Raw genomic sequence first — 17,344 nt, forward strand, 5'->3', positions numbered from 1 at the left:
AGGCTCAGCGGTAAAATAAACTGTGTTAATGCGGATTTATAGGGATTTTCACTGCATAAGTAACGCATCAGCGTCTTCCTACGCATCGCTATGAAGGCATGACGCCTCCTTCACAGCGTCAGGTTCATGCATAGGCATTTTGAAATTCCTATGCATGAACATCAGTCCCTTGGCAACGGCCGCCAGGAACGCTCGCGGCTCTCTGGGCGTCAGCAATTCCTGTCGCCCGAGCAAACGCACGAACGTGTCCTGACTCAAATCCTGAGCACGCTGTGGACAGGCGACATTGCGTCTGAGCCAGGCCAGCAGCCAACCACGATGATCGCGATACAGCGCGCCAACAATCTCGCTATGAGTGCTTGGGACTGACGACACGAATAGCCTCGATGAGAAAGATCTAACTAAAGAGAATCATTCGCGATTGTGGCAGAGCGGAGGGATGGTGGCAATTCGCGTCTGTCGGGAGGAGGGTCTGAATCGAGTTGGCGCTCGTACCCATGCTCAGCGCAAATTGCGAAGCGGAGCGTCGGGGAAATGCAGTCTCACGCTGGAGCGTGAGGAACGAGAATCTTGTAACTATCGTGCCGATGCTCCAGTGTGAAATGCATTCACGCTGGAGCATGCACAACGAAAGGCGTCCAGGGAGGACGCCCGTTGTCAGATCAGGCCTGGTGGCTGATTTCGCGCAGCGGCTTGCCACGTGCAGGTTTGTCGCCTGCAACGAAGTAGTCGGCGGTGCTGCGTGGCAGGGGCTGACGACCGCGGATCTTGTCGGCGATTTTCTCGGCGATCATGATTGTCGGTGCATTCAGGTTGCCCGTGGTGATGATCGGCATGATCGAGGCATCGACTACGCGCAGGCCTTGCAGGCCATGCACACGGCCCTGACCGTCGACAACGGCCATCTCGTCGGTGCCCATCTTGCACGAGCAGGACGGGTGATAAGCCGTTTCAGCATGCTCGCGCACGAACTGATCCAGCGCTTCATCAGACTGCACATCGATACCGGGGCTGATTTCGCGGCCACGGTACGGGTCCAGAGCCGGTTGCTGCATGATCTCGCGCGTCAGGCGGATGCCATCACGGAACTCCTGCCAGTCCTGCTCGCTGGACATGTAGTTGAACAGGATGCTCGGGTACTCGCGCGGGTCTTTGGATTTGACCTGCACACGACCACGGCTCGGCGAACGCATGGAGCCGACGTGAGCCTGGAAGCCGTGTTCCTGAACGCCCTTGGTGCCGTTGTAGTTAATCGCGACCGGCAGGAAGTGGTACTGAATGTTCGGCCATTCGAACGCTTCGCTGGAGCGAATGAAACCACCGGCTTCAAACTGGTTGCTCGCACCGATACCGGTGCCGAGGAACATCCACTCTGCACCGATGGCAGGCTGGTTCCACCACTTCAGCGAAGGGTACAGCGACACCGGCTGGGTGCAGGCGTACTGCAGGTACATCTCCAGGTGATCCTGAAGGTTCTGGCCAACGCCCGGCAGGTCATGAACCACCGGAATATCCAGCTTGTTCAGCACTTCGGCCGGGCCGACGCCGGAACGCTGGAGAATCTGTGGCGAAGCGATCGCGCCGCCACACAGCAGCACTTCCTTGCGGGCACGGGCCTGGATGCGGGTGTCGCTGTCACCTACCAGGTACGCCACGCCGACGGCACGCTTGCCTTCGAACAGAATGCTATCGGTGAGCGCGTGAGTGACGATGGTCAGGGTCGAGCGCTTCTTGGCCTCGTCCAAATAACCACGGGCGGTACTGGCGCGACGACCGTTAGGCGTCACGGTGCGGTCCATCGGACCGAAACCTTCCTGCTGATAACCGTTGAGGTCGTCAGTGCGCGGGAAACCGGCTTGCACGCCCGCCTCGACCATCGCGTGGAACAGCGGATTGTTGCCCGCCTTGGGCGTGGTCACGCTGACCGGACCTTCACCACCGTGGTAGTCATTCGGGCCGATGTCGCGGGTTTCGGCCTTGCGGAAGTACGGCAGGCAATCGAGGTAGCTCCAGTCTTCGAGACCCGGCTCCTTGGCCCAGCCGTCATAGTCCATCGCGTTGCCGCGGATGTAGCACATGCCGTTGATGAGCGACGAGCCGCCCAGGCCTTTACCACGACCGCATTCCATGCGGCGGTTGTTCATGTGTGGCTCTGGCTCGGTCTCGTAGGCCCAGTTATAGCGGCGTCCCTGTAGCGGGAATGCCAGTGCGGCTGGCATCTGGGTACGGAAATCCAGACGGTAGTCCGGGCCACCGGCTTCCAGCAGCAGAACAGTGACGCCTGCGTCTTCGGTGAGACGGGCTGCCAGGGTGTTACCGGCAGAGCCGGCACCAATGATGATGTAGTCGTATTCGGATTGAGTCGTCATAGAGGCTCCCTCATAGAGCTGCAAGTCTCAAGCCTTGGCTGCAAGCAGAAGCAGCGAGGCGATACTTGTGAAAATGGGGTGCGGCAAACCGCTTTTGATTGCGTCTGCTTGAGATTTGCCGCGTGCCACTTGAAGCGTGTTTAGAAAACCGAGGCGTAGTCGCCCAGCTCGATCTGTACCGACTTGATCCGCGTGTACTGCGCCAGCGAGCTGATGCCGTTCTCACGACCAACACCCGATTGCTTGTAACCGCCGACCGGCATTTGTGCCGCCGACTCGCCCCAGGCGTTGATCCAGCAGATACCGGCTTCCAACAGATGAATCACGCGGTGTGCGCGATTCAGGTCGCGAGTCACGATGCCTGCGGCCAGACCGAAGTCGGTGTCGTTGGCGCGGCGCACCACTTCTTCTTCGGTGTCGTAGCCGAGGATGCTCATTACCGGGCCGAAGATTTCTTCACGCACGATGGTCATGTCGTCGGTGCAGTCGGTGAACACGGTTGGCGCAACAAAAGCGCCCTTGTCGAACACACCACCGGCCAGACGATCACCGCCGCACAACAGGCGTGCGCCCTGCTCTTTGCCCTTGGCGATGTAGCCCAGCACGCTTTCCATATGCTCGAAGCTGACCAGCGGGCCGAAGTTGATGTTTTCGTCTTCCGGGTTACCGGCGCGAATACGCTTCACACGCTCGAGGATTTTCGCTTCGAACTCGGCTTTCAACGCGTTCGGTACAAACACACGCGTGCCGTTGGTGCAGACCTGGCCGGAGCTATAGAAGTTGGCCATCATTGCGATGTCGGCAGCACGGTCCAGATCAGCGTCGTCAAACACGATCAGCGGTGATTTGCCGCCCAGCTCCATGGTCACTTCCTTGAGCGACGAGCTCGAGGCGCTGGCCATGACTTTCTTGCCGGTGTCGGTGCCGCCGGTGAACGAGACTTTCTCGATGCGCGGGTGCTCGGTGATCCAGGTGCCGACTTCGCGACCGCTACCGGTCAGCACATTGAACACGCCATTTGGCACGCCAGCTTCGGTGTAGATTTCTGCCAGTTTCAGAGTGGTCAGCGAGGTGACTTCACTTGGTTTGAAGATCATCGCGTTGCCCGCAGCCAGCGCCGGTGCGGATTTCCACAGGGCGATCTGGATCGGGTAGTTCCACGCACCGATGCCTGCAACCACACCCAGCGGCTCTCGGCGGGTGTAAACGAAAGAGGAATCACGCAGCGGGATCTGTTCGCCTTCGATTGCAGGCACCAGGCCTGCGTAGTATTCCAGTACGTCAGCGCCGGTCACGATATCCACGTAGCGGGTTTCGGAAATGGCTTTACCGGTGTCCAGCGTTTCCAGCGCGGCCAGCTCATCGTTGCGCTCACGCAGGATGTCGACAGCACGGCGCAGGATGCGCGAACGCTCGACGGCGGTCATGGCCGCCCAGATCTTCTGGCCTTTTTCAGCAGCAACGACTGCGCGCTCGACGTCTTCCTTGCCGGCGCGCTGGATCTGCGCCAGTACTTCGCCGTTCGCCGGGTTGATGGCATCGAAGGTTTCAGTGTTGCTGGCATCGACGTAACCGCCATCGATGTAAAGTTTCTGCAGTTCAAAACGGGCCATAAAGTCCTCGCAAATTCAGTGGGGGGCGATGACTGATTTCAGTGTGCCAGGTTCGTTCGGCAACAGGCTTTTACAGTCGTTCGGTAAGGGGCTTCGAAAGCCTCAGCTCGCCGATTTCGCCAATTGGAAATCCATGTACTCGTAAGCGATCCGTTGCGCTTGCTCGGTGTCGAATGCATCGCCTGACAGCGCGCCTCTCAGCCACAGCCCATCTATGAGGGCAGCAAGCCCGCGGGCGGCGCTGCGTGCCTGTTCCAGTGGCAAGGTACGGCGGAACTGACAGCACAGGTTCGAATACAAACGGTGGTCGTTGATACGCTGCAATCGGTGCAGCGAAGGGTGATGCATGCTGGTCGCCCAGAAGGCCAGCCAGGTTTTCATGGCCGGGCCGCTGACCTGACTGGCGTCGAAGTTACCTTCGATGATCACTTGCAGATGAGCCCTTGGGCTGTCTTCGGTCAGCGCCTGCCGACGTTCGCGGACGTTCTGGATCAAGGCGTTCATCAGATGCCGCATCGTGGCGGCGATCAGGCCGTTCTTGTCCTGAAAATAGTGACTGATGATGCCGTTGGACACGCCCGCCAGTCGTGCGATCAGAGCAATGCTGGCGTCGCCCATACCGACCTGATCGACCGCAGTAAGCGTGGCCTGGATCAGTTGTTGGCGGCGGATGGGTTGCATTCCGACCTTGGGCATTGGCGCGATTCTCCCGGGTGTCTGCAATGATCGTTGTACCAAAACGGTGAGGCCAGTCTAAAGATTTTTTATTGAACGATCAATCAATAAAAATAATCGGCAGGTTTTCGCCGGCAAACGGCAAGCTGAAAAGCGCCTGAATGCGAGGGTTCTGGAGGATGCGTCAAGGCGCAGATTTGTGACGCGGAGCGTCACCCACGGCATTCCCACGCTGGAGCGTGAGGAACGATATCTCAACTATCGTGCTCAGCTTCATCCTCAACTATCGTGCGACGCTCCGCGTCCAGTCTTGGGGCCGTGGCGCTGCACAGACCTGTGACGCAACGGCATTCCTACGGTGGAGCGTGAGGAACGATCACCTCAACTATCGTGCGACACTCCGCGTCGCATGCCGTTCTGGACGCTTTGCGTCCGGTCTTCAGCGCTGGAATAGTCAATCCTGCAAAACCACATCCGCCAGCTCATCAATCGCTTCCTGCCGCTCAGCCTGATTCGGTTTGGCGTGCGAGTTGAGTGTTGACCATTGCGGGTGGGCGCGGGCACGGGTGAGCGGCTCGGGGATTTTGCCTTTGCGCCAGGTTTTGTCCTGCGGGGTGGTCAATTCCATGCGGTGAATGGCCGCGTGGCCTCTCACTCCCAATGCCAGCAACAAGTGCCCCTGTCGCAGTGCGAGAAGGCGCAGCACTGCATCGTCCACCGTCAATTCCCTGCGGCCCTTCAACTTGCCCAGCAATCGTCCGCCGTAGCTGCGCGCCGTCAACAGGGCACCGCCTGCAATCGCACCAACCAAAGCCGCCGCGCCAAGCGTTACGCCGCCGACCATCAGATCGACCCCTGCCCCGGCCGCCGCACCGGCTGCCACGCCGCCGCCAACCCGCACGCCCATCAACCTGAGGGTTTCCGGATTGAACAGGTCATCGCCCCAACGGCCATCCATCAACGGCAAATCGCTGGTAGACACATCATCCTTGCGAAACGCATACAGCTTGAGCAGCGCCTCGACACATTGCTGCTCACGCTGGCGAACAGCCTTGCGCAACGCTTCCACAGCCTGATGTTCCTGCTCGGCAGTGGTCTCGACGCTACGCCGACACGCTGCACAGTCAATCAACAGTTCGGCGATGAGCCGCGCCGCGCTGTGTTTTCTGGCTCGACGTTGTTTCTCCTGATCCTCAATCAAACGCTCAAGCCGAGGCCGCGCGCTTTCCAGCAGCAGCGCCAGGCTTTCGTACAGACGACGACCGCCATCTTCCGGCGGTGCGACGCTGTCGAAGCGCACCAATGCATGCAGCCCCAGGCGTGAAAGTGACTCTCGCCATTCCGGCTCGCGGTGCTCGCGCGCACTGACGAAATTCAGCACCGGCAGCAACGGCTTGCCACAACTGGCCAGCACCGCCAGCTCATCACGGTACTTGGCGAGCACCGGTTCGCGTGCATCGATCACATACAGCCCGGCGTCCGAGCCGAGCAACTGGCGCATGACCTTGGCCTCTTGCTCAAAACGCTGGCGTGCCTCGCTGCCCTCCAGAAAGCGCGCCAGCCGTGCCGGGCCATCCAGACGTTCACCAGGACGATCAAGCCGCTCCAGGTAATCGAGCAGCGCAATGGCGTCCTCCAGGCCGGGCGTGTCGTACAGATCGACCAGCGCCTGACCGTCCACGGATAGGCGCGCACCTTCCACATGGCGGGTGGTGCTTGGCCGGTGAGACACTTCGCCAAAGCTGACATCGCCGGTCAGGGTACGCAGCAGCGACGTTTTGCCGACATTGGTGTGGCCAACCACCGCCAGCTTGATGGCGCGGACATTGTCTGCTTCAGTCATGGCCCGTCTCCAGCCAGTTCAAGGGCGCGCTGTCTGTGCGCGGCAACTGCAATTGATCCAGCGCGCTGTGCCAGTCGCCCAGACGCTCCAGATCGAGCACCTGCCCGGCAGGCGCGGGCAACAGCCATACACGTGTCGCCCCCGCGCTGCGCGCCAGTTCGGCAATCAGTGCCAGACTGCCACGATCCGGTGAGCGGCGCGGATCACAGGCGACCACCATGCGCGCAGGCGGATAGTGAGTCAGTTGTTCAAGCAGCTTGTGGCGCGACTCACGGCTGTCGAGAATGCCTGCATCGACCACGCCTGACGGCAGTTCTGGCGGCCAGACTTGTTGATCATCCAGCTCGATGGCCACCAGCAACGCGCCATTACTGTCGGACGCACCCACGCCGGGCTGAATCTGATGCAGCGCGGCAGGTTCGACGTCATTGACACCCAATCGCTCGCTGCTGGGCATCAATCGTTCACGCAGCTCAAGGTACTCGGGCAGCTCAAGATCGAGACGCAGCCCCGCACTCCCCTGCTTCCAGCGCCACAGGCAGAACGCTGCCAGCAACAGACGCGGCACAATGCCGTAGACCAGCAGCACGCCCACCAGCCACGCAGCCCAGGCCTGGCGTGCATTCTCGATACTCAGCGCTGCATTGCCGCTGGCGCGAATCATGGCTTCGTCCGGCACACTGAAGCCCAGCCAGGCCGGGACGGTACTGAGTGTCTGAGTCAGGCTGACAAACGTGTCGCTGCTCAAAATGGTGGTTTCCCAGACAAACCCGTAGCGCCGGGTCGCCATCAGCATCAACAGCACCACCAGCGCACTGACCAGCGAGAGCAGCCACAGGCTGTGAACCACCAGGCCAAGCACCCAGCGATTCAGACGCTTGCGTTGCAGCAGCAGAACCAATGCCGGAGCAAGTTGCGCAGCCTGGGCGTCACGGGCAAGCTTTTCACTCAACCACAGCCATAAGCGGCCCAGCCCGCTGTTGCTGCGGCCAGCGAAGATAAAGCCCAGCGCCCAGGTAGCCAGCAGCACCAGATTAAACCCAAGCAGACTGCCCAGCGCCCAGAACACATTGACCGGTGCCTGCCCGTCGCCCATTGCGGCGAAGGCCAGGCCCGCGCCACTGATGACAGCGAATACGGCAAGCGCAATCAACGCCAACCGCGCGCCCTGCTTCCAGTGATGCAATGCGCCGAGCATGCCGTCGCGCTGTGCCAGCCCAAGGGCGCGATGGGTGATACGGGCAGTCAGGTCGCCTCCGGCCGCCCGGGCGCGGCGATTGGCTTCCTGATCATCCAGCGCGCCAGCCTGTTGTTCACGCAGGCGCACGGCTTCGGTCAGCCAGAGGGTATCGAGTGGGGTCAGTGCAGTCACACAGTGTCTCTTGATTGAATTCAGCGGTGAGCATAACCGCTGTCATGGGACTGAGCACGGTGCGTGTCAGTTCATTCGCCCTCTGATATCCTCGGCGCATGAAAACTCATCTCCCCCTTAGCCTGATTGCCGCCCTTGGTGAAAACCGAGTGATCGGCGTCGACAATTCCATGCCCTGGCATTTGCCGGGGGATTTCAAATACTTCAAGGCCACGACGCTCGGCAAGCCGATCATCATGGGTCGCAAGACCTGGGATTCGCTGGGCCGTCCCCTGCCCGGTCGCCTGAACCTGGTGGTCAGCCGCCAGACTGATTTGCAGCTCGAGGGCGCGGAAGTCTTCCCTTCGCTGGATGCCGCAGTCGTGCGCGCCGAGCAATGGGCGCAGGAACAGGGTGTCGACGAGGTGATGCTGATCGGCGGCGCGCAGCTTTATGCTCAGGGCCTTGCACAGGCGGATCGCTTGTACCTGACTCGCGTAGCGCTGAGCCCTGATGGCGACGCGTGGTTTCCTGAATTCGATACGGCGCAGTGGGCGCTGGTGTCCGATACCGAGAACGCGGCTGTCGACGGCAAGCCTGCCTACAACTTCGAAGTCTGGGAGCGCGTCTGATAAGCGTTTTTCGGCGCATTTGAGGTCGCTGACGAAAAACTGCAATAAAAGTGTCGCTTTTGGTTTAACTGTCGCAAATAAAGGGGCAAACGGCGTCTTTTGGCCTTTTTCGGGTCGCTGACGTACTTTTGCCTTCACAATAATTTGTTACGGTCTGCCCCTTCGTTTTTTCGACAAGGGGAAATCGCCTATGAAACTCGTGCCAAAACTGTTGGCTGCTGCCGTCTTTTTCGGGCTTGCCAGCCAGGCTACCGCGGCCACCGAATTGAAGCATTGGCCCGAGCCTGCCGCCAAGGCACTCGACGCGATGATTGCCGCCAATGCCAACAAGGGCAACTATGCGGTCTTCGACATGGACAACACCAGCTACCGCTTCGACCTTGAAGAGTCGCTGCTGCCGTACATGGAAAACAAAGGACTGATTACCCGCGAAACGCTCGACCCTTCGCTGAAGCTGATCCCCTTCAAAGACACCGCCGACCACAAGGAAAGCCTGTTCAGTTACTACTATCGCCTTTGCGAAATAGACGACATGGTCTGCTACCCGTGGGTCGTGCAGGTGTTTTCCGGCTTTACCCTGCAGGAGCTCAAAGGCTATGTCGATGAGCTGATGGCCCTGAAAAAGCCGATCCCGGCGACCTATTACGACGGCGATACGGTCAAGCAACTCAATGTCGAGCCGCCGCGCGTATTCACCGGGCAGACCGAGCTGTACAACAAGCTGATGGAGAACGGCATCGAGGTCTACGTGATGACCGCAGCGTCCGAAGAGCTGGTGCGCATGGTCGCCGCCGATCCGAAGTACGGCTACAACGTCAAACCGCAGAACGTGATAGGCGTCACCACCCTGCTCAAAGACCGCAAGACCGGTGAGCTGACTACCGCACGCAAGCAGATCACCGCAGGCAAATACGATGCGAAAAGCAACATGGGACTGGAGCTGACACCTTATCTGTGGACCCCGGCGACCTGGATGGCCGGCAAGCAGGCGGCGATTCTGACCTACATCGATCAGTGGAAAAAACCGGTTCTGGTCGGCGGCGATACCCCGACCAGCGACGGCTACATGCTGTTTCACAGCGTCGACGTGAGCAAGGGCGGCGTGCACTTGTGGATCAACCGCAAGGACAAGTACATGACCCAGCTGAACGGCATGATCAAGGACAATGCCGAAGCTCAGGCCAAGGAGAAGCTGCCGGTCACGGCGGACAAGAACTGGGTGATCGTCAAGCCGGACGAGATTCAGTAACGGGCTTCATACTGCGTGATCGTGCCCATGTAACCGGGCACGATCAGCACGCTCAGTCGACTTTCTCGAACTTCAGATCCCATACGCCGTGTCCGAGCTTCTCGCCACGGCGTTCGAACTTGGTGATCGGCCGTTCCGCGGGGCGCGGAACGTACTGGTTGTCTTCAGCCTGATTGCGATAACCAGGCGCTACGCTCATCACTTCCAGCATGTATTCCGCGTAAGGCCCCCAATCGGTGGCCATGTGAAACACACCGCCAACCTTGAGCTTGCTACGCACCAGTGCGGCGAATTCCGGCTGCACGATACGGCGCTTGTGGTGACGGCTCTTGTGCCACGGATCCGGGAAGAACAGCATCAGGCGATCAAGGCTGTTATCGGCGACGCAGCGGTTCAGCACTTCAATGGCGTCGCAATCGTAGACGCGCACATTGGTCAGCCCTTGGGTCAGCACACCGTTGAGCAGCGCGCCTACGCCTGGGGAGTGCACCTCGACACCTATAAAATCGTGCTCGGGAGCCGCTGCCGCCATTTCCAGCAACGAGTGGCCCATGCCGAAACCGATTTCCAGCGTGCGCGGCGCAGCGCGACCGAACACCTGATCGAAATCCACCGGCGCATCGGTCAGCGACAGGCCATACAGGGGGAGACCTTGATCAAGGCCGCGCTGCTGACCCTCGGTCATGCGACCGGCACGCATCACGAAACTCTTGATGCGGCGGTGCGGGCGCTCTTCGCCTTCTTCGACAGCAGGCGACTCTGGGTGCGGAACGTGCGAATCAGTCATCAACGGGCTCTTACTTGATCAGGCCATCCAGCGGCGAAGATGCGCTGGCATAGAGTTTTCGAGGCATGCGCCCGGCGAGGTACGCCAGACGACCGGCAATTACAGCGTGCTTCATGGCTTCGGCCATCATCACCGGCTGCTGCGCATGGGCGATGGCCGAGTTCATCAATACGGCTTCACAGCCCAGTTCCATCGCGATGGTGGCGTCGGAGGCAGTGCCGACACCGGCATCGACCAGCACCGGCACTTTGGCTTCTTCAAGGATGATCTGCAGGTTGTAGGGGTTGCAGATACCCAGACCGCTGCCGATCAGGCCGGCCAGCGGCATGATCGCGATGCAGCCGATTTCGGCCAGCTGGCGGGCGATGATCGGGTCATCGCTGGTGTAGACCATCACGTCGAAACCGTCCTTGACCAGTATCTCGGCGGCCTTGAGGGTTTCGATGACGTTCGGAAACAGGGTTTTCTGGTCGGCCAGCACTTCGAGCTTGACCAGATTGCGGCCGTCGAGTAGTTCGCGGGACAGGCGGCAGGTGCGCACGGCCTCGGTTGCATCGAAGCAGCCAGCGGTGTTCGGCAAGATGGTGTAGCGATCAGGTGGCAGCACATCCAGCAGGTTCGGCTCGCCGGGGTTCTGGCCGAGGTTGGTGCGACGCACGGCAACAGTCACGATCTCGGCACCCGAGGCTTCAATGGCCAGACGGGTCTGTTCCATATCGATGTACTTGCCGGTGCCTACCAGCAGACGCGACTCGAAAGTCCGACCGGCCAGGACGAAGGGCTTGTCGCTGCGAACATTGCTCATCGGAAATCCTCATAACGTGCAGATGGGGGTTGGGCTAAGTGCAGGTTGCGAACTAGCCACCGCCAATGGCATGAACCACTTCGACCTGATCGCCTTCACCCAGGACGGTCGCCGCATGCTGACTGCGCGGCACGATATCCAGGTTCAGTTCCACCGCAACCCGGCGTCCGGCAAGGTCCAGGCGGGTCAGTAATGCCGCGACGGTTTCGCCATCGGGCAATTCAAAGGGTTCACCGTTCAACTGAATGTGCATGCGAGAGCAGCCATCATTTTTGGGGGGCCAGCATTCTAGCCCGATCAGCGGGTATGACCAAGGCAAAGCCACGCCATTCGTCTCAAGCGCGATCTGCCGTGCAAGCCGTCACTCAAGGAGCAGAGCCCAACCGCCAGGCAGCCAGACCCAGCATCGACCAGCCAAACAGAAAGGCCAGACCACCGAACGGGGTGATGATGCCCAGCTTGCCGATGCCGGTCAGGGTGAGCGCGTACAGGCTGCCGGAGAACAACAGTATGCCGATAGCGAACGAGAATCCGGCCCAAGTGACGAGACGCCCGGGGATGTGCGTCGCCAGTATCGCCACACCGAGCAGGGCCAGCGCGTGGATCAGTTGGTAAAGCACACCCGTATGGAACACCGCCAGGTACTCGGCACTCAGGCGTTCCTTGAGACCGTGGGCGGCAAATGCGCCCAACGCCACACCCGTGAAGCCAAAGAAGGCAGCAAGCATCAAAAAGCTACGAAGCATCAGGAACTCCAGTGAAAAATCGTCGAAAGGCGCACGGTCTGTATAATGGCCCGCTCAACGGGTTCGGCCAAGCCATCTCTATGCTGCAGTTTATCCTTCGTCGCATCGTCAAAGCCCTGCTGTGGTTCGCCGCAGGCAGTGTTCTCGTGGTTTTGGTTCTGCGCTGGGTACCGCCACCAGGCACCGCGCTGATGGTCGAACGCAAGGTCGAATCCTGGGTCGACGGCGAGCCTATCGACCTGCAACGCGACTGGGAACCGTGGGACAGGATCTCCGACAACCTTAAAATTGCGGTCATTGCCGGCGAGGATCAGAAATTCGCAGAGCATTGGGGTTTCGACGTCGACGCCATTCAAGCGGCCATCCTGCACAACGAGCGCGGCGGCTCGATCCGTGGCGCCAGTACGCTTAGCCAGCAGGTGTCGAAAAACCTGTTCCTGTGGTCCGGTCGCAGCTACCTGCGCAAAGGGCTGGAGGCGTGGTTCACTATGCTCATCGAGCTGCTGTGGTCCAAGGAGCGCATCCTTGAGGTGTACCTGAACAGCGTCGAATGGGACGAAGGCGTATTCGGCGCGCAGGCAGCAGCGCAACATCACTTCCGCACCAACGCCAGCGCGCTTTCTGTACAGCAGGCCAGCTACCTCGCCGCCGTCCTCCCCAACCCGCGCGAGTGGAGCGCCAGCCACCCGAGCAGCTACGTCTCGCGTCGCGCCGGCTGGATTCGTCAGCAAATGCGTCAGTTGGGTGGGGATGAGTATTTGCAGGGACTCAATAGCAGCCGTCGGTGGTGATTGCGTCACAAAAGAGAACGCGAAGCGTCTGAAGCGGCATGCGATGCGGAGCGACGCTCGATAGCTGGTACACAAACAAAAACGCCCCGATCATCTCGGGGCGTTTTTTCGTCACCGGGTAGCCTTACGCAGCTATCGACGTCTTGAGCTTGTTCATCGCGCTTTTTTCCAGCTGACGAATACGCTCGGCGGAGACGTTGTACTTCTGCGCCAGGTCGTGCAGCGTGGCTTTTTCTTCTGCCAGCCAGCGCTGGTAGAGGATGTCGCGGCTGCGTTCGTCCAGCACGTCCAGCGCCTGATGCAAGTTGGCGGTGGAATTGTCAGTCCAGTCGGAGTCTTCCAGTTGACGCGCCGGGTCGTAACGGTGGTCTTCCAGATAATTGGCTGGTGACTGAAACGCACTGTCGTCATCCGCTTCGGCTGCCGGGTCAAAGGCCATGTCATGGCCCGTCAGACGGCTTTCCATTTCACGGACTTCACGCGGCTCGACGCCAAGGCTTTCAGCGACGCGATGCACCTCGTCGTTGTTCAGCCAGGCCAGACGCTTCTTCTGGCTGCGCAGGTTGAAGAACAGCTTGCGCTGCGCCTTGGTGGTGGCGACCTTGACGATGCGCCAGTTACGCAGGATGAACTCGTGAATTTCGGCCTTGATCCAGTGCACGGCAAAGGACACCAGACGCACGCCCATTTCGGGGTTGAAACGCTTCACGGCCTTCATCAGACCAACGTTACCTTCCTGAATCAGGTCAGCCTGAGCCAGACCGTAACCCGAATAACTGCGAGCGATGTGCACGACAAAGCGCAGGTGGGCGAGGACCATTTGTCGGGCCGCGTCCAGATCCTGCTCATAGTAGAGACTTTCAGCCAGTTCACGCTCCTGCTCGGGCGTCAGCAAGGGAATGCTGTTGACCGTGTGCACATAGGCCTCAAGGTTCGCACCCGGGACTAAAGCATAAGCAGGTTGCAAAGAAGTGGTCATACGAAAAAACCTCCAGCGCACAGGTTATGTGCAGTTCAGCGATAGCCAGATTGACCCGGAACCGCTAACCAAGTTCCTTGATTTTCAGAAGCCAGTCTGGTGAACGAAAAATTTGCCTCTAACGGGGCGCCAGCTCACGCAAGTGACGAGCGACCGCAATCCAGGCACCGATATACCCTAACAGAACCGCTCCAAGCAAGAGCGAAAGACCATCACCCATCGGAACACCTGCCAGCGCAAAGTCGCTTCCATAGAGACCTGCCAGCCCGACGACCGCACCGTTCAGCCAGTTCAGGCCATAAGCCAGAACGCCCCAGGACAGGATACCTGCCCCGAAACCGTACAGCGCGCCCATATAAAGAAAGGGTCTGCGCACGTAGCTGTCAGTACCGCCCACCAGCTTGATAACTTCGATTTCGATACGGCGGTTTTCAATATGTAGACGAATTGTGTTACCAATTACTAACAGCAAAGCTGAGACAAGCAAAACCGTCAAGCCGAAAACGAATCGGTCACCCAGCTTGAGGATCGCGGCCAGCCTTTCGACCCAGACCAGATCCAGTTGCGCCTGCTCGACTTTAGGCAGTTCTGCCAACCGCGTGCGCAAGGCTTCCAGCGCAGGTTTGTCCACTTCATCCGGCGTTACCAACACCACGCCTGGAAGCGGGTTCTCTGGCAATTCCTTGAGCGCCTCGCCCAGACCGGACTGTTGCTTGAATTCACCCAATGCCTGCTCGCTGCTGATGTACTCGGCATCTGCCACACCGGGCATCGACTTGATTTCATCGCGCAAGCGAGTGCCATCAGCAGTATTGGCATCCAGCTTCAGGTAGATGGAAATCTGCGCCGCACGCTGCCATGAACCACCCAGACGCTCGACATTACTTAGCAGCAATGACAAGCCCATCGGCAGGCTCAAGGCAATCGCCATCACCAGACAGGTAAAAAAGCTGCCTATCGGCTGTTTGGCCAGACGTCGCAGGCTGTCCAGCAGACTGGAGCGATGGCTTTCCAGCCACGCCGACAACAACGCACTGAAATCCGGGCCGTCATCATGGTCGTGACGCTGCTTTTTCTTTTTCGGCGGCACTGGATCGGCGGCCTTGGGCGCAACGCGTTCGGAAACCTTGGGGCTGCGTGTAGCACTCATACTCCGGCCTCCCCGTCACCGATCAAACGACCGCGTTGCAGGGTCAACATGCGATGGCGCATGCGGGCAATCAATGCAAGGTCGTGACTGGCGATCAGCACGCTGGTCCCCAGTCGGTTGATATCTTCAAACACGCCCATGATTTCCGCCGCCAGACGTGGGTCGAGGTTACCGGTCGGTTCATCGGCCAGCAGCAAGGCCGGGCGATGGACAATGGCGCGAGCAATCCCGACACGCTGTTGCTGACCGGTGGACAGGTCGCCGGGGTACAGCTCGGCCTTATCGGACAACGCCACACGCTCAAGGGCCGAATCGACCCGTTTGGCAATCTCGGGCTTGGACAGACCGAGGATCTGCAAGGGCAACGCGATGTTGTTGAACACCGTGCGATCGAACAGCAACTGGTGATTCTGGAACACCACGCCGATCTGACGACGCAGAAACGGGATCTGTGCGTTGCTGATCTGCCCAAGGTCCTGGCCGGCCAGCATCAGTTTGCCGGTGGTCGGACGCTCCATGGCCAGCAACAGGCGTAACAGCGTGCTTTTACCGGCACCGGAATGACCAGTGACAAACAAAAACTCGCCGCGACGTACTCGAAAGCTCAGTTCATGCAACCCGACATGTCCATTCGGGTAGCGCTTACCGACCTGCTCGAATCGAATCATGGACGCTCCCGCTCCGCAAACAGTGCCTGAACAAAGGGTTCGGCCTCGAAGGTACGCAAGTCATCGATACCTTCACCAACGCCGATATAGCGAATCGGCAAGCCGAACTGCTTGGCCAGGGCGAAAATCACGCCGCCTTTGGCTGTGCCATCCAGCTTGGTCAGCGCCAGCCCGGTCAACGTAACCGTCTGGTTGAATTGTTTGGCCTGATTGATAGCGTTCTGCCCGGTGCCCGCATCGAGGACCAGCAGGACTTCGTGAGGAGCATCTGCGTCCAGCTTGCCGATCACGCGGCGAACCTTCTTCAGCTCCTCCATCAGGTTGTCCTTGGTGTGCAGGCGACCGGCGGTGTCGGCGATCAACACATCAATGCCACGGGCCTTGGCGGCCTGCACGGCATCGAAAATCACCGAGGCGGAATCGGCACCGGTGTGCTGAGCGATGACCGGTATGTGATTACGCTCACCCCAGACCTGCAATTGCTCGACGGCTGCAGCGCGGAACGTGTCGCCCGCGGCCAGCATGACCTTCTTGCCTTCCAGTTGCAGCTTCTTGGCCAGCTTGCCGATGGTGGTGGTCTTGCCCGCGCCATTGACGCCGACCACCAGAATCACGAACGGCTTGTGTTCGGCCTTGATCACCAGCGGTTGCTCGACAGGCTTGAGCATCGCAGCCAGTTCGCCCTGCAACGAGGTGTACAACGGCTGAGCATCGGTCAACTGCTTGCGCGCGACCTTCTGAGTCAGGCTCTTGATGATGACCGATGTGGCCTCAACGCCGACATCGGCGGTCAGCAAACGGGTTTCGATTTCTTCCAGCAGGTCATCATCGATGGCTTTCTTGCCCAGGAACAGGCTGGCCATGCCTTCGCCAATGCTGGCGCTGGTTTTCGACAGCCCCTGCTTCAGGCGAGCAAAGAAGCCGACCTTGCCGGTTTCGGGCTCTTGTACCGGAGCAGGGGCCAGAGCAGGAACCACTTGCGGAACAGGCGCTACCGGTTGTGGCACAGCCTGCGCTACGACGGGTTCTGGTTCTGGAACAGGCTGAACCAGTAGTGGCTCGGGAACACTCAGCGGCACGATATCAGCCACAGGTTGCGCTGCGACCGGCTCGGGCATGGCATGAGCCTGACTTTGCTCTGGAATTGGCGGGGTGATGTGCGGCTCGCGCTCGTCACTCAGTGCCACTGGCTCCTCGGTTACCGGCAAGGTCAGCCACGGCTGAGGCGACGGCGCACCTGGCTTGACATGGCCTTGCTGCGAATTCGCAACCGGCTCGACGATGCTCTCGGGTACAGATTGCGAGGCAACAGCAGGCTCAACCTGCGGCGTGATCACAACCGGGTCGTGGACCGGATCGGGTTGCGTCGGGGATGATTCTTGTGGCGCTGGCTCGGCTTGCTGCGGTTTCTTGCGCAGCCATCCGAACAGGCCTTTCTTCTCTCCAGCCTCGGCTGGGGTCTTCTTGTCGTCGTTGGAACCAAACATGGAGGACGGCTATCTCAAGGTTGCGGGGCGCCAGAGGGCGACCCGGAAAAATTCTGACATGCAAAACAGACTGCGTTTAGGACTTCTTGTTCACTCAACGGCCGCTTGAAGCGCTACCTTTACCTGCGTTTCAGACAGGTTTCACTCGCAATCGGCCAGTGAAGGCTGTCTCTGAAGCAAACGGATCAGTATCCTAACA

The 17,344-nt window shown here is 59.7% G+C and carries 16 protein-coding genes and 1 pseudogene; 3 read left to right on the forward strand and 14 right to left on the reverse strand.

Features of this window, described 5'->3' with window-relative positions; genetic code table 11:
• Positions 1–150: 150 nt before the first annotated feature.
• The 6 genes and pseudogenes from AC4ANK_RS26690 to AC4ANK_RS26715 form a co-directional block, all read right to left on the reverse strand.
• Positions 151–375 (reverse strand): annotated as a pseudogene (locus AC4ANK_RS26690) (sigma factor); the annotation flags it as partial.
• A gap of 287 nt (positions 376–662) precedes the next feature.
• A complete protein-coding gene (gene betA, locus AC4ANK_RS26695) occupies positions 663–2,369 on the reverse strand; it encodes a choline dehydrogenase (protein ID WP_002555617.1) in 1,707 nt (568 codons plus the stop codon).
• A gap of 140 nt (positions 2,370–2,509) precedes the next feature.
• Positions 2,510–3,982 carry a betaine-aldehyde dehydrogenase gene (betB, locus tag AC4ANK_RS26700; RefSeq protein ID WP_002555618.1) on the reverse strand — a complete coding sequence of 491 codons (1,473 nt, stop codon included), beginning with the start codon at positions 3,980–3,982 and terminating at the stop codon, positions 2,510–2,512.
• A 102-nt stretch (positions 3,983–4,084) separates the two neighbouring features.
• Positions 4,085–4,678, reverse strand: a complete 594-nt coding sequence (betI, locus tag AC4ANK_RS26705; RefSeq protein WP_002555619.1) for a transcriptional regulator BetI — start codon at positions 4,676–4,678, stop codon at positions 4,085–4,087.
• A gap of 433 nt (positions 4,679–5,111) precedes the next feature.
• Positions 5,112–6,500, reverse strand: coding sequence for a GTPase/DUF3482 domain-containing protein (locus tag AC4ANK_RS26710; protein WP_031595049.1), 1,389 nt, complete (start codon positions 6,498–6,500; stop codon positions 5,112–5,114).
• The gene (locus AC4ANK_RS26715; protein ID WP_002555621.1) at positions 6,493–7,872 is read right to left on the reverse strand and encodes a DUF2868 domain-containing protein; all 1,380 of its coding nucleotides are present in this window, start codon (positions 7,870–7,872) and stop codon (positions 6,493–6,495) included. The genes AC4ANK_RS26710 and AC4ANK_RS26715 overlap by 8 nt, the downstream gene beginning before the upstream one ends.
• Positions 7,873–7,970: 98 nt before the next feature.
• Here AC4ANK_RS26715 and AC4ANK_RS26720 point away from each other — a divergent pair, with 98 nt between their 5' ends.
• Together AC4ANK_RS26720 and AC4ANK_RS26725 are read left to right on the forward strand one after the other, a co-directional pair.
• Positions 7,971–8,483, forward strand: coding sequence for a dihydrofolate reductase (locus AC4ANK_RS26720; protein ID WP_002555622.1), 513 nt, complete (start codon positions 7,971–7,973; stop codon positions 8,481–8,483).
• A gap of 190 nt (positions 8,484–8,673) precedes the next feature.
• Entirely contained in the window at positions 8,674–9,732 is a 1,059-nt protein-coding gene (locus AC4ANK_RS26725; RefSeq protein WP_002555623.1) for an HAD family hydrolase, read from the forward strand.
• Between the two features lie 52 nt (positions 9,733–9,784).
• Here the strand turns inward: AC4ANK_RS26725 and trmB are convergent, their stop codons facing one another.
• The 4 genes from trmB to AC4ANK_RS26745 all read right to left on the reverse strand — a co-directional run bounded on the left by trmB (position 9,785) and on the right by AC4ANK_RS26745 (position 12,070).
• A complete protein-coding gene (gene trmB / locus AC4ANK_RS26730; protein WP_215907216.1) occupies positions 9,785–10,432 on the reverse strand; it encodes a tRNA (guanosine(46)-N7)-methyltransferase TrmB in 648 nt (215 codons plus the stop codon).
• A 97-nt stretch (positions 10,433–10,529) separates the two neighbouring features.
• A complete protein-coding gene (locus tag AC4ANK_RS26735) occupies positions 10,530–11,324 on the reverse strand; it encodes a thiazole synthase (protein WP_002555625.1) in 795 nt (264 codons plus the stop codon).
• 52 nt (positions 11,325–11,376) lie between these two features.
• The gene (gene thiS / locus AC4ANK_RS26740; RefSeq protein WP_002555626.1) at positions 11,377–11,577 is read right to left on the reverse strand and encodes a sulfur carrier protein ThiS; all 201 of its coding nucleotides are present in this window, start codon (positions 11,575–11,577) and stop codon (positions 11,377–11,379) included.
• A 112-nt stretch (positions 11,578–11,689) separates the two neighbouring features.
• On the reverse strand, positions 11,690–12,070 hold the full coding sequence (locus AC4ANK_RS26745) for a DUF423 domain-containing protein (protein ID WP_002555627.1): 381 nt from the start codon (positions 12,068–12,070) through the stop codon (positions 11,690–11,692).
• 80 nt (positions 12,071–12,150) lie between these two features.
• Between AC4ANK_RS26745 and mtgA the strand changes: the two genes are divergently transcribed.
• On the forward strand, positions 12,151–12,861 hold the full coding sequence (gene mtgA / locus AC4ANK_RS26750) for a monofunctional biosynthetic peptidoglycan transglycosylase (RefSeq protein ID WP_002555628.1): 711 nt from the start codon (positions 12,151–12,153) through the stop codon (positions 12,859–12,861).
• 124 nt (positions 12,862–12,985) lie between these two features.
• Here mtgA and rpoH read toward each other — a convergent pair whose 3' ends face one another.
• The 4 genes from rpoH to ftsY form a co-directional block, all read right to left on the reverse strand.
• Positions 12,986–13,840 carry an RNA polymerase sigma factor RpoH gene (rpoH, locus tag AC4ANK_RS26755; RefSeq protein ID WP_002555629.1) on the reverse strand — a complete coding sequence of 285 codons (855 nt, stop codon included), beginning with the start codon at positions 13,838–13,840 and terminating at the stop codon, positions 12,986–12,988.
• A 118-nt stretch (positions 13,841–13,958) separates the two neighbouring features.
• Positions 13,959–14,990: a permease-like cell division protein FtsX gene (ftsX, locus tag AC4ANK_RS26760; RefSeq protein WP_460383729.1), complete on the reverse strand. Its 1,032-nt coding sequence runs from the start codon at positions 14,988–14,990 to the stop codon at positions 13,959–13,961.
• Positions 14,987–15,658, reverse strand: coding sequence for a cell division ATP-binding protein FtsE (gene ftsE, locus AC4ANK_RS26765; RefSeq protein ID WP_002555631.1), 672 nt, complete (start codon positions 15,656–15,658; stop codon positions 14,987–14,989). Before ftsE ends, ftsX begins: the two co-directional genes overlap by 4 nt.
• Positions 15,655–17,145, reverse strand: a complete 1,491-nt coding sequence (gene ftsY / locus AC4ANK_RS26770) for a signal recognition particle-docking protein FtsY (RefSeq protein ID WP_460383731.1) — start codon at positions 17,143–17,145, stop codon at positions 15,655–15,657. Before ftsY ends, ftsE begins: the two co-directional genes overlap by 4 nt.
• Positions 17,146–17,344: the final 199 nt, after the last annotated feature.

The organism is Pseudomonas sp. Pmew2, assembly GCF_058129885.1.